11 protein-coding genes are annotated in these 12320 nt (G+C 67.2%); 6 read left to right on the forward strand and 5 right to left on the reverse strand.

Translation table 11 applies throughout. The features are described 5' to 3' along the window. Nucleotides 1–45: 45 nt before the first annotated feature. The 3 genes from FOE78_RS11880 to FOE78_RS11890 all read left to right on the forward strand — a co-directional run bounded on the left by FOE78_RS11880 (nucleotide 46) and on the right by FOE78_RS11890 (nucleotide 3517). The gene (locus tag FOE78_RS11880) at nucleotides 46–1515 is read left to right on the forward strand and encodes a glutamate--cysteine ligase (RefSeq protein ID WP_143986473.1); all 1470 of its coding nucleotides are present in this window, start codon (nucleotides 46–48) and stop codon (nucleotides 1513–1515) included. Continuing rightward, complete coding sequence (locus tag FOE78_RS11885) at nucleotides 1512–1913, forward strand: universal stress protein (protein WP_143986474.1); 402 nt, start codon at nucleotides 1512–1514, stop codon at nucleotides 1911–1913. Before FOE78_RS11880 ends, FOE78_RS11885 begins: the two co-directional genes overlap by 4 nt. A 158-nt stretch (nucleotides 1914–2071) precedes the next feature. Further along, the gene (locus tag FOE78_RS11890) at nucleotides 2072–3517 is read left to right on the forward strand and encodes an RNA polymerase sigma factor (RefSeq protein WP_143986475.1); all 1446 of its coding nucleotides are present in this window, start codon (nucleotides 2072–2074) and stop codon (nucleotides 3515–3517) included. A gap of 257 nt (nucleotides 3518–3774) precedes the next feature. Here the strand turns inward: FOE78_RS11890 and FOE78_RS11895 are convergent, their stop codons facing one another. After that, on the reverse strand, nucleotides 3775–3972 hold the full coding sequence (locus tag FOE78_RS11895) for a DUF7455 domain-containing protein (protein WP_143986476.1): 198 nt from the start codon (nucleotides 3970–3972) through the stop codon (nucleotides 3775–3777). Between the two features lie 321 nt (nucleotides 3973–4293). On the opposite strand from FOE78_RS11895, the gene FOE78_RS11900 reads away from it, so the two are divergent. From FOE78_RS11900 to FOE78_RS11910, 3 genes are all read left to right on the forward strand, one after another. After that, nucleotides 4294–6393: a DNA gyrase/topoisomerase IV subunit B gene (locus FOE78_RS11900; protein ID WP_228265803.1), complete on the forward strand. Its 2100-nt coding sequence runs from the start codon at nucleotides 4294–4296 to the stop codon at nucleotides 6391–6393. A 97-nt stretch (nucleotides 6394–6490) separates the two neighbouring features. Next, entirely contained in the window at nucleotides 6491–7297 is an 807-nt protein-coding gene (locus FOE78_RS11905; RefSeq protein WP_143986478.1) for a phytanoyl-CoA dioxygenase family protein, read from the forward strand. A gap of 46 nt (nucleotides 7298–7343) precedes the next feature. After that, nucleotides 7344–8432, forward strand: a complete 1089-nt coding sequence (locus FOE78_RS11910) for an NAD(P)-binding domain-containing protein (protein WP_143986479.1) — start codon at nucleotides 7344–7346, stop codon at nucleotides 8430–8432. A gap of 96 nt (nucleotides 8433–8528) precedes the next feature. On the opposite strand, the gene pcaDC is transcribed toward FOE78_RS11910, so the two are convergent. Genes pcaDC through pcaH form a run of 4 tightly spaced genes read right to left on the reverse strand, consistent with a single transcriptional unit; the run spans nucleotide 8529 to nucleotide 12283 of the window. Then, nucleotides 8529–9722: a bifunctional 3-oxoadipate enol-lactonase/4-carboxymuconolactone decarboxylase PcaDC gene (pcaDC, locus tag FOE78_RS11915; protein WP_143986480.1), complete on the reverse strand. Its 1194-nt coding sequence runs from the start codon at nucleotides 9720–9722 to the stop codon at nucleotides 8529–8531. Beyond that, nucleotides 9722–10948, reverse strand: a complete 1227-nt coding sequence (locus FOE78_RS11920) for a lyase family protein (protein WP_210414545.1) — start codon at nucleotides 10946–10948, stop codon at nucleotides 9722–9724. The genes pcaDC and FOE78_RS11920 overlap by 1 nt, the downstream gene beginning before the upstream one ends. Next, nucleotides 10935–11510: a protocatechuate 3,4-dioxygenase subunit alpha gene (pcaG, locus tag FOE78_RS11925; protein WP_228265804.1), complete on the reverse strand. Its 576-nt coding sequence runs from the start codon at nucleotides 11508–11510 to the stop codon at nucleotides 10935–10937. The genes FOE78_RS11920 and pcaG overlap by 14 nt, the downstream gene beginning before the upstream one ends. Next, a complete protein-coding gene (gene pcaH, locus FOE78_RS11930) occupies nucleotides 11507–12283 on the reverse strand; it encodes a protocatechuate 3,4-dioxygenase subunit beta (RefSeq protein WP_228265805.1) in 777 nt (258 codons plus the stop codon). The genes pcaG and pcaH overlap by 4 nt, the downstream gene beginning before the upstream one ends. Nucleotides 12284–12320: the final 37 nt, after the last annotated feature.

Raw genomic sequence — 12320 nt, forward strand, 5'->3', positions numbered from 1 at the left:
CGTTCTTGCGCTGACAAGTCGGGGGTGTGCGGCAAGGATGTGCGGATGGGAGACGAAGTCGCCGCGCAGGTGTTCACCCGGGCCGACCGGACCCGCTATCGGGAGAAGACCGAGGCGGATCTGGGAGTGCTGGCTCGGATGTTGTCGGAGCAGGGCTTCGATACCGAACGACCGATGAGCGGCCTGGAGATCGAGCTGAACCTGATCGACGACCGGTTCGAGCCGGCGATGCGCAACGCCGAGGCGCTGTCGGTGATCGCCGATCCGCTGTTCCAGACCGAGCTCGGCCGGTTCAACCTGGAGATCAACCTGCCGCCGCGCCGGCTGGCCGGCGACGGGCTCGATTCGTTCGCCAGGTCGGTACGCGCCGCGTTGGACGGTGCCGATCAGAAGATCAGTGGGGCCCGGCTGGTGATGATCGGGATCCTGCCCACGCTGCGGCCCGAACACGCCGACAGCGAGCACCTGTCGGCCAACCCGCGCTACGCCCTGCTGAACGAGCAGGTGCTGCGGGCCCGGGGCGAGGACATCAAGATCAGCATCGACGGTGTCGAACAGCTCCGGCTGGTCACCGATTCGGTGATGCCGGAGGCGGCCTGCACCTCGACCCAGGTGCACCTGCAGGTCGAGCCGGAATCCTTTGCGGCCTACTGGAACGCCGCTCAGGCGATTGCCGGCGTACAGCTGGCGGTGGGTGCGAACTCTCCGTTCCTGTTCGGGCGGCGGCTGGTCGACGAGTCCCGGGTGCCGCTGTTCGAGCAGGCGACCGACACCCGCACGGACGACCTGAAGGCCCAGGGTGTACGCCCGCGGGTCTGGTTCGGCGAACGCTGGATCGACTCCGTCTACGACCTGTTCGAGGAGAACAACCGCTACTTCGCGCCCCTGCTGCCGGTGGTCGGCGACGAGGACCCGGCCGCGGTGCTGGACGCCGGCGGCGTACCCGAACTTGCCGAGTTGCAACTGCACAACGGCACCATCTACCGCTGGAACCGACCGGTCTACGACGCCACCGGCGATCGGCCGCACTTGCGGGTGGAGAACCGGGTGCTGCCGGCCGGCCCGACGGTGATCGACACCATGGCCAATGTTGCTTTCTTTGCAGGCCTGGTCCGCTCGCTCGCCGAGGCGGACCAGCCGGTGTGGGCGGACCTGGACTACGAGGTCGCGGCCGCGAACTTCCAGGCCGGCGTCCGCGACGGCATCCGTGCCCGGCTGTTCTGGCCGGGCAGCGGCGAACTGCCGGCCACCGAGCTGGTGCTGCGCAAGCTGCTGCCGCTGGCCGCCGACGGGCTGCGTCGCTGGGAGGTCACCGCAGACACCGCCGATCGGCTGCTCGACGTGATCGAGCGGAGGTGCCTCGGTGCGGTCAACGGGGCGACCTGGCAGACTGCGGCGGTAGCAGCACGCGAACGGGCAGGTGCGGATCGCGACTCGGCCTTGCACGGCATGCTCGGCGACTATCGCGAGCTGATGGCAACGGGCGAGCCGGTGCACACATGGAGGATGAGATGACGGGCACTGATCAGAGCGCTGATTCGACGGGCACCGAGTCGACCGTGGTGGTCGGCTATTCCGCCAAACCGGAGGGCCGGGCCGCGCTGGCCCGCGGCATCGCGATGGCACGCCTCAGCGGCGCCAAGATCGTCATCGTGCACACCGCGCCGGACGACGACGCGCCGGACGTACGCGCCCAACTGGACGCATCCGGACTGGCGTACGACATCCATCAGGCGCCCGACGTGCTGGACCCCGCCGAAGAGTTGATCAAGGTTTCTGAAGCTTCTGCCGATGCCATGATCGTCATCGGGCTGCGCCGTCGCTCACCGGTGGGAAAGTTGTTGCTGGGCAGCAATGCGCAGCGGATCCTGCTCGACGCGTCCTGCCCCGTACTGGCCGTCAAAGCGGAGTAGGTTGGCTTGAGCGGTAGCCGCCCGGCGGCCGCCGCGACATCCGGGAGACCCCTGGATGACAACCGATTTGGGTCGGCGTGCCAGAATACTTTCCGGAGCAGGGGGTTGACTTTTTCCGGTCTGACCCTGCCCAAAAACAATCACCCGGCCCGACCCCGATGCATTCCGTACCGGTAAGCGAGAGGTTCTTTGTGACACCCACCTCCAATGCCCGACCGGCCGACGGACGCGTTTCCGCTGCGACCTCCGCAGCCAGCAAGATCGACGCGCCCGTCAAGAAGGCCCCCGCCAAGAAGACGTCGAAGTCCACGACGAGGAAGTCACCCCTGCAGGCCGTCGAGGATCCCACCGTCGCCGAGAACGGCGAGGCGGCGACCGACGGCGCCAGGCAGGCGGCCAAGAAGACCGCAGCGAAGAAGGCGCCCGGCAGCAAGGCGTCGGCGAAGACCAGCCGCGCCAAGGGTGGCCGCAAGTCCAAGACCGAGACCGACATCTCCGTCGAGGTCGACGGCTCCGACGTCGTACTGACGGTCAGCGGCAAGAAGCGCAGCCTCGACGACGTCGACGAGTCCAAGTTCGACCAGGCCGAGGAAGGCAAGCTGGAGAAGGAACTGGTCGAGGAGAACCAGGGCTTCAGCCTGTCCGACGCCGACGACGCGGATGAGCCGGAGCAGCAGGTGCTCGCCGCCGGCGCCACCGCCGACCCGGTCAAGGACTACCTGAAGCAGATCGGCAAGGTTGCGCTGCTGAATGCCGAGCAGGAGGTCGAGCTGGCCAAGCGGATCGAGGCCGGCCTGTTCGCCGACGAGCAGCTGGGCGACAGCAAGGCCAAGATCAAGGAGGTCGAGCGGGTCGACTACGAGTGGATCGCCGAGGACGGCCGGCGGGCCAAGAATCACCTGCTGGAGGCCAACCTCCGGCTGGTCGTGAGCCTGGCCAAGCGGTTCACCGGCCGCGGGATGATGTTCCTGGACCTCATCCAAGAGGGCAACATGGGCCTGATCCGTGCGGTCGAGAAGTTCGACTACACCAAGGGCTACAAGTTCTCCACCTACGCCACCTGGTGGATCCGGCAGGCGATCACCCGGGCGATGGCCGACCAGGCCCGGACCATCCGGATCCCGGTGCACATGGTCGAGGTGATCAACAAGCTGGCCCGGGTGCAGCGGCAGATGCTGCAGGATCTCGGCCGCGAGCCCACTCCGGAGGAGCTCGCCAAGGAGCTCGACATGACCCCGGAGAAGGTCGTCGAGGTGCAGAAGTACGGCCGTGAGCCGATCTCCCTGCACACCCCGCTGGGCGAGGACGGCGACTCCGAGTTCGGTGACCTGATCGAGGACTCCGAGGCCGTCGTACCGGCCGATGCGGTCGGCTTCACCCTGCTGCAGGAACAGCTGCACGACGTGCTGGACACCCTCAGCGAGCGCGAGGCCGGCGTGGTGTCGATGCGCTTCGGCCTGACCGACGGCCAGCCGAAGACGCTGGACGAGATCGGCAAGGTGTATGGCGTCACCCGGGAGCGGATCCGGCAGATCGAGTCCAAGACGATGTCGAAGCTGCGCCACCCCTCGAGGTCCCAGGTCCTGCGGGATTACCTGGACTGACCACCTCGTACAACGGCCCCTTCTCCCAGGTGGGAGGAGGGGCCGTTGTCGTGCCCCGCAGAGGTCGAGGACATGACTGTTGGAGAACGCTGCAGAAGTCGAGATTCCGTACGAAGTCGAGGACCGCTCAGGTACGCGGCCTCGATCTGTGGGCCGAGAACGAAACGACCGCCGCGCCCGTGGTCGGGGCGCGGCGGTCGTGATGTCGTGGTGGGCCGTACTGGGAACTGTCGGTTCGCTTCCGGCTAGCTCACCGGTCAGCCGATGTTGGCGGTCTCGTCCTGGATCTTCAGGGCGACCTGCTTGAGCTTGTCGGCGTGCTCCTTGCCGTGATGGGCGCAGAAAAGAAGCTGCGAACCGCCCGGCATGGTCACGCGTACGTAGGCCTGCGCGCCGCAACGATCGCAGCGATCAGCCGCAGTCAGGGCTGCATCGTCGATGACTGAAGTGCTCACGATAGGCCTCTCTTCCTCAGATCCAGTTGCACGAACGTACTCGGATCTCACTTGCGCTGCTCAACGCTCTCGAACTTACCTACCAGTCAACAGTGAGGCCGCGGGACTTTGTTCCGTTTCCAGGTCTCGACTTCGTGTCACTTCTGTTACACCGATCACGCTCTGGTGGATCCTTCTCGAACGCTGCTTCAGCGCCCTTCTACAGCAAACGTTACCCGGCGAGGGGGACATCCAACGCAGCCACGCCCACCTCGGCTGACGAGGTCGTCGTGCCTGCGTCGAAGTGACGGTGCCGGCAGGTAATCTCGCGGGGTGCCCACGGTGAATCAGTCCGCATCGGTCAGAAAGTCAGCAGCCCCGGCCGACCAGGGCCGGGAGTACGAGGCTCGTCATCTGCTCGTCCTGGAGGGCCTGGAAGCCGTCCGCAAGCGCCCCGGCATGTACATCGGATCGACCGACACCCGCGGTCTGATGCACTGCGTCTGGGAGCTGATCGACAACACCGTGGACGAGGCGCTGGGCGGCTTCGGCGATCACGTCGAGGTGTTCCTGAACGCCGACGGCAGCATCTCGGTTCATGATCACGCTCGCGGCATCCCGGTGGACAAGGAGCCGCGAACCGGCCTCAGCGGGGTCGAGGTGGTGATGACCCGACTGCATGCCGGCGGCAAGTTCGGTGGGGGCTCGTACAACGCGGCCGGTGGTCTGCACGGGGTCGGCCTGTCGGTGGTGAACGCGCTGTCGTCGCGGGTCGACGTCGAGGTCGATCGCAACTCCGCCACCTGGGGAATGTCCTTCCAGCGTGGCGTTCCGGGCACGTTCGCCGGGCCGGGGGAGAAGGCGAAGTTCACCGCAGGTGGCGAGCTGCAGAAGCTGAAGCGGATCAAGAAGGGGGTCACCGGCACCCGGATCACCTGCTGGCCGGACCGGCAGATCTTCCACAAGGACGCCGAGCTCTCGCTGGAGGTGTTGAAGGGCCGGCTGCGGCAGACCAGTTTCCTGGTGCCCGGGCTGGCGCTGACCATCACCGACGCCCGCGGCCGCGGCGAGCCGGAGGTGGAGACCTTCAAACACGACGGCGGGATCACCGAATTCTGCGAGTACCTGGCCGAGGACGAGGCCGTCACCGACGTGATCCGGTTGCAGGGCGGCGAGCAGTTCACCGAGACCGTGCCGATGCTCGACGACGACGGGCACATGACACCGACCGATGTGGATCGTGACCTCGACGTCGACGTCGCGGTGCGCTGGGGCAAGGGGTACGAGTCCAAGGTGCGGTCGTTCGTGAACGTGATCGCCACCCCGAAGGGGGGCACCCATCTGCAGGGGTTCGAGCGATCGCTGACCAAGACCTTCGGCAAGGTGCTGGAGGGTACCCGGCTGCTGAAGAGCGGGGAGGAGGTGATCAAGGACGACATCCTCGAGGGGATGACGGCGGTGATCACCGTCCGGCTCGCCGAGCCGCAGTTCGAGGGGCAGACCAAGGAGGTGCTCGGCACCCCGGCGGTCACCCGGTTGGTCAGCAAGGTCGTCGATTGCGAGCTCAGTGCGTTCCTCACCTCGACCAAACGCGATGCGAAAGCCCAGGCTCGTACGGTGCTGGAGAAGGTCGTCTCGGCGTCGCGGGCTCGGGTTGCCGCGCGGCAGCACAAGGAGGCCCAGCGCCGGAAGAACGCGTTGGAGTCATCCAGCCTGCCGCCCAAGTTGAAGGACTGCCGCAGCAACGACGTCGATCGCTGCGAACTGTTCATCGTCGAGGGCGACTCGGCGCTGGGCACCGCGCAGGCGGCCCGGAACTCCGAATTCCAGGCCCTGCTGCCGATCCGCGGAAAGATCTTGAACGTGCAGAAGGCGTCCGTCGGCGACATGCTGAAGAACGCCGAGTGCGCCTCCATCATCCAGGTCGTCGGCGCCGGATCCGGTCGCAGTTTCGATCTTGATGCGGCTCGCTACGGCAAGATCATCTTCATGGCCGACGCGGACTCCGACGGCGCCCACATCCGTACCCTGCTGGCGACCTTGTTCTTCCGCTACATGCGGCCGCTGGTGGAGGCAGGGCGGGTCTACTCCGCGGTGCCGCCGTTGCATCGCTTCGAGCTGACCAACCCGAAGAAGGGGATGGAGAGGTACGTCTACACGTACAACGATCAGGAGTATCAGCGCAAGGCCGCCGAGCTGACCAAGAAGGGCATCAAGTACAAGGAACCCCAACGCTACAAGGGACTTGGCGAGATGGACGCCCACCAGCTCTCCGAGACCACGATGGATCCGCGCTATCGGATGCTGCGCCGGCTGACCGTCGACGACGTCGCCGCGGCCGAGCTGACCTTCGAGTTGCTGATGGGCAACGACGTCGCGCCGCGGCGTGAGTTCCTGGTCGACAGTGCCTACCAGCTGGACGCCGCCACCATCGACGCCTGATCGCCAGATCCCTTCGCCGGTAGATAGCAGGATCTTCCATGAACGCAGCCGGTCGGACCATCCCGTGGCGGGGACGATCTGTGCCAGGGTGGTGATCATGACGACGTTGTTGACCGAGCTCGCCGACGCTCCGACGCGGTACGAGCAACTCGGGGTCGTGCAGGTACGTGGCCTACTCACCACCGACGAGATCACGCGTATCCGTGACGTTTTCACCGATCAGGTCGAGCGGGACAGCTCGCTGGGGCACGATGATCACGTACCCGAGGACGACGTGCTGCGCCGCTATCCGCGCTTTGTTCACCCGCATCGGCACCCCGATACCGAGGCTGGACGGATCGCGCGGTCGCTGATGCTCGATCGGCGGATCTTCGATGTGGTGGAGTCGCTGATCGGCCCCGCCTTCGCGGCGCAGTCCATGTTCTACTTCAAGCCGCCGACTGCGCGTGGGCAGGCGATGCATCAGGACAATCTGTTCCTGCAGGCGCATCCGGAGACCTGCATCGCGGCGTGGATCGGGATCGACCGGTGCGCGGCCGACAACGGCGGGCTGGCGGTGGTGCCGGGGTCGCATCGGATCCAGGTGCTCTGCCCGGAGCCGGCCGACGAGTCCGAGTCGTTCACCAACATCCAAGTGCCGCTGCCCGAAGGCGTCGAGATCACCCAGACCGAACTGGAGCCGGGAGATGTGCTGTTCTTCCACGGCAGCCTGGTGCACGGGTCTCGCCCCAACACCAGTGATCGTTTCCGGCGCTCGCTGATCTTCCACTACGTCCCTCAGGCGTCGCGCGAGGTGGCAAAGTTCTACAACCCGCTGATCGCACGCACCGGTGAGGAAGTGAGCATCGCGGAATCGGCCGACGGTGGCGCCTGCGGAGACGGCTGGCAGCCCGGTCCGCACTGACCCGGCCGCCCGGGAAGGATCTGCAGCGTCGTGGTGTTCAGTCCACGTGCAGATCCTGAACAGTCTGGTGATCGGCGCCGGTCAGGCCGGACTGTCCGCCTCCTACCACCTGCAGCGGCGTGGCATAGAACATCTCTTGCTGGACAGCGATTCCGGCCCCGGCGGCGCCTGGCAGCATCGCTGGGACGCGTTGACGATGCGGGACGTGCACGGCATCGCCGAATTGCCCGGCAGCGAGCCGCCGGCCCGCGACGGACGTCGCGCCAACGAAGTGGTGCCGGCCTACTTCGCCCGGTACGAGGCCGAGCATCGGCTGCCCGTGCTCCGGCCGGTGCGGGTGAAGTCGGTCCGTGATGATCATGGTCTGCTGCGGGTCGATGCCGAGGATCGCAGCTGGTGGACTCGTACGCTGATCAACGCCACCGGGACCTGGTCACATCCGTTCGTGCCGCACTGTCCGGGGATGGAGACCTTCCTCGGCGATCAACTGCATACCGTCGACTATCCCGGTCCCGACCGGTTCCGCGGCAAGCGGGTCCTGGTCGTCGGCGGGGGCGCCTCGGCGGTTCAGTTCCTGGGTGCGCTGGCGCCGATCACCGACACGCTGTGGGTGACCCGGCGGGAGCCGTCCTGGCGGACCGACGAATTCACCCCGGAGATCGGCCGGTCCGCGGTCGCGTTGGTCGAGGACCGAGTGAGTCGCGGACTGCCGCCCGCCAGCGTTGTGAGCGTCACCGGGCTGATCCTTCGCGACCAGGAACGGGAGGCCGAGTGGCTCGGTGCCTACGCCGATCGGCGGCCGATGTTCGCACGGATCGAGCCGGACGGCGTCCGCTGGGCCGACGGCTCGTTCGAACCGGTCGACGTGATCCTGTGGGCCACCGGCTTCCGACCGGCGATCGGCCACCTGGCCCCGCTGCGGCTGCGCAGCCCGCAGGGCGGCATCCAGCTCAGTGATCATGGCAAGGGCACCACCGCCGTTGCCGACCCTCGAGTTCAGCTGGTCGGCTACGGACCATCGGCGAGCACCATCGGTGCCAACCGGGCCGGCCGGATCGCTGCCCGCGGAGTCGCACGCCGGCTCGCCGACGCGCCCCGGCTGCTCGATGATCAACTGCTGGCGACAGCCCACTGATGATCATGGTCGACTGTTGATCATGGTCGACGGATGATCAACTCCCGAACGGGTAACGGGCTATGTCGGCACGGACGGTGATCCGGCGGGTCTCGGTCAAGGCGTCGATGTCTGTTCTTCCTGGTCGCGCTCCTGCGCGCCGGCAATCAGGTCGAACTCCGCCAGCGCTCGGCCCGCGATCTTGTACGCGGTGTTGGCCGCCGGCACGCCGCAATAGATCGCCGACTGCAGCAGCACCTCGGAGATCTCGTCGGCGCTCAGGCCGTTGCGTCGGGCTGCTTTGACATGCATCGCCAACTCGTCGTGGTGCCCGAGTGCCACCAGAGCGGTGATGGTGATCATGGAACGGGCGCGGCGATCGAGTCCGGGGCGATTCCAGATGCCGTCCCAGGCGTAGTCGGTGATCAACTTCTGGAAGTCGGCGGTGAACGTGGTCACGCCGTGCTCGGCGCGATCGACGTGATCATCGCCGAGCACTGCGCGTCTCGTCGCCAGCCCGCGCTCGAACCGATCGGCCGGCGGTCCGCCGGCCAGGATCCGGGCCACCAGATCGGGAGCCTCCACCGGCGCCAGATGACCGACGTCGTCCAACCGGATGTGCACACCCTGGCGTACGCCGGTGGCCAGTTGTTCGACGACGGCGGGCGGCGCGGCGACATCGTGATCACCGGAGACGGCGATCAGCGGCAGCTCGATCTCGGCCAGCCGGTCGCGTACGTCGAAAACTGCCAGAACCTCACACAGCTTGGCGTAACTCTCGTCGTCGGCATCCGACAGCGCACGGCCGAGGGCCGTTGCACGACCGGGCCGGGACGAAGCGAAACCGGGCGCGAACCACCGCTGCAGGCTGCGGTCCAGCCAACTCGCCGAGCCCGAACGGCGTACCTCGTCGGCTCGCTGTTGCCAGTCCTCGGGTTCGCCGATCTTCGCGCCGGTACACAACAGCACCGGCATCGGCCGGAGCCGATCCGGATGATCAAGCAACAGCTGAAGACCGATCGCACCACCGATGGAGACCCCGGCGTACCGGAATCGGCGCTCACCGATCGGTGACGACCGCACCGCGTCGAGTACGCTGTCGGCGAGCTCGGCCATCGTGAAGGAGCCGGCAGCCGGGTCGCTGAGACCGTGGCCGGGCAGATCGAAGGCGAAGATGCTGAATTCGCCCCAGACCAGATCGATCACCGGCCGCCACAGGCTGTCCGCGGTGGTGCCGAGCGACGGACCCAGCACCAACGGCGGCAGGTCCGGATTGCCGTACATCCGGCCGCTGATCCTCGGCGTGCTCATCAGCCCTTGTTCCCGTCGCTCGCTCGCGCCAGTACGGCGTCGATGATCAAGGAGCAGGTCCCCAGATAGTCGTCCGGGCGCGACGGCGGTTCAGCAGATTGCCGGATGGTGATCATGGAGCTCGCCTCCGCCAGCAGGTCGTCGGAGCAGTTGCGGCGCATCCGGGTGGCGTCGATCCTCAGCCCCGCAACGAGTTCCGACGTCTGACCGGATGCGGTGAGGGTGTGCCGAGACAACTCCGCCAGAGCCGTCCACTCCAGGTGCCAGCCGCCGGGGGAGCGTTCCTCGGTGGCCTCGGCGGCCGCCAGCCGGAGCCGTTCGACGGAGCTCGGGGCGGCCAGTGCGGCACGCCGGATCATGATCGACAGGATCGGATTGGCCTTGCCCGGCATGGTCGACGATCCGCCGCCGGCGGCCTCGGCCAGTTCGCCGATCTCCGGCCGCGATCCGGTGATCACGTCGTTGGCGATCCTGCCCCAGGCCGTACAGCAATCGGCCAAGGCGTCGCCGATCCGGGTCACCGGTGCGCGCGAGGTGTGCCAGGGCGGCGCCGGTCTCAGACCCGATCGGCGGGCGGCGGATTCCGCCAACCGCCGGGCGACGGTGGCGGGCTCGCGCAGGCGGGCCTGCCGGGCCAGTTCGGTGCCGGCCGCCATCGTCCCGGCGGCACCGCCGAACTGTGCCGGTCGGCCGAGGCCGGCGATCGCGTCGGCGGCGTCCAACACACCGGTCAGCCAGTTCGCCGCCTTCAGCCCGAACGTGATCGGCACCGCCGGCTGGCCGAGGGTGCGGCCCGGCATCACGTCGTCGCGATGCTCATCCGCCAACCGGCACAGCACTTCGGTCTGCCGACCCAGTTGGAGATCAAGCTCGGCGAGCACATCGCCGACCATGATCATCATCGCGCTGTCGACGACGTCCTGACTGGTCAGGCCACGATGCAACCATTCGGCGGTGGCCTCGGGCAGTCGGTCGCGCAAGTGACGCAGCAGCGCCGGCACCGGGTTGCCCGCGGCTTCGCTCTCGGTGAAGATCCGCTCGAGGTCGGCGTCGGTGATCACCTCGGGTGTGATCAACTCGGGCTGGGCAGCCTCGGCGATGCCGGCGTCGGCCAACGACTCCAGCCAGCATCGTTCCACCGTGATCATGGCGTCGATCAACGCGCGCGCCGTGAACACCGCGCCGGCTCGATGGTCACCCGGCCAGAACGGATCAGGCGAAGGCAAGCCACACCGTCTCAGCCTCGCCCTGCAAGCACACGTCGAAACGCAGACCATGATCATCGCGGATCGCGATCATGGACTGCCGACGGTCGGGCGGCAGTGCGGTCAGCAGCGGATCGTTCTGCAGAGCCGGATGATCGGGCAGGTAGATCCGGGTGAACAGGCAGTCCAGCAGTCCGCGGGCGAAGAAGGTCAGGGCGATGAAGGGCGCCGCGCCGGCGGCTGTCGGCCCAGGCTCGATGGTGGTGAAGTTGTAGCTGCCGTCTCGGGCGGTGGCAGCGCGGCCGAAGCCGGTGAAGGTCCAGCCGTCGCGTTGCAGCGAACCCGGTCGTTCGATGATGTTGCCGTCCGCATCGGGCTGCCAGATCTCCAGCAGAGCATCCGGGATCGGGGTGCCCGCGCCGTCACGAATCGTTCCGTACAAGCGGATCGCGCCGGCGACGCCGGCCGTGACCAGTTCTGGACCCTGCTCGTACGGCAGCGCGAAACCGAAGAACGGTCCCACCGTCTGGCCCGGCGTCGGCTTCAACGTCGGATTCAAGGTCGGTTCCGGGGCCGGCGTCACGGCTGATCCTCCTCGGGCTCCATTGCGGTCCGGCGCGACCCGGACAGCACGATGTCCCAGCGGTAGCCCGTCATCGTCTCCGGCATCGAGAGAGTGTGGTCGTAGCGGGCGATCAACCGGGCCAGCACGGCCGGGTCGGTGATCGACTGCGATATCGGGTCGTACGGCATCAGCGGGTCAGCGGGAAAGTACATCTGCGTCACCAGACGCTCGGTGAATGCCCTGCCGAACAAGGAGAAATGGATGTGCGCCGGGCGCCAGGCGTTGTCGTGGTTGCGCCACGGGTAGGGGCCGGGCTTGATCGTGATGAAGCGATACTGCCCGTCGTCATCGGTGAGGCAGCGGCCGACTCCGGTGAAGTTGGGGTCGATCGGCGCGTGATGTTGATCATGGTTGTGGAGGTAGCGGCCGGCCGCGTTCGCCTGCCAGATCTCGACCAACTGGCCGCGTACCGGGCGTCCGTCGGCGTCGACGACCCGGCCGGTGACGACCATCCGCTCGCCCAACGGTTCGCCGGAATGCTGGATGGTCAGATCTGCCTCGACCGCGTCGATGTCCCGCTCGCCGAACACCGGCGCGGTGCGTTCGATCAACTCCGGAACGGCGTGCCGCAACGCCTTGGTCGGGTGCCGGAGCAGGCTGCTGCGATACGGCGGATAGTCGAGCAGCGGCTGGGGAACGCCTCGAGCAGGAGCGGCCGCCAACTCGCCGATCTCCCGGCTGATCTGCTGCTGGGAAGGCAGGATCCGTTGCTGCGAAGGGCTCGCACTCACGGAACCGATCATGCCTCACCCGCACGCCCCAGTCACC

It is taken from the genome of Microlunatus elymi, assembly GCF_007362775.1.
GTDB classification, from domain to species: Bacteria; Actinomycetota; Actinomycetes; order Propionibacteriales; family Propionibacteriaceae; genus Microlunatus; species Microlunatus elymi.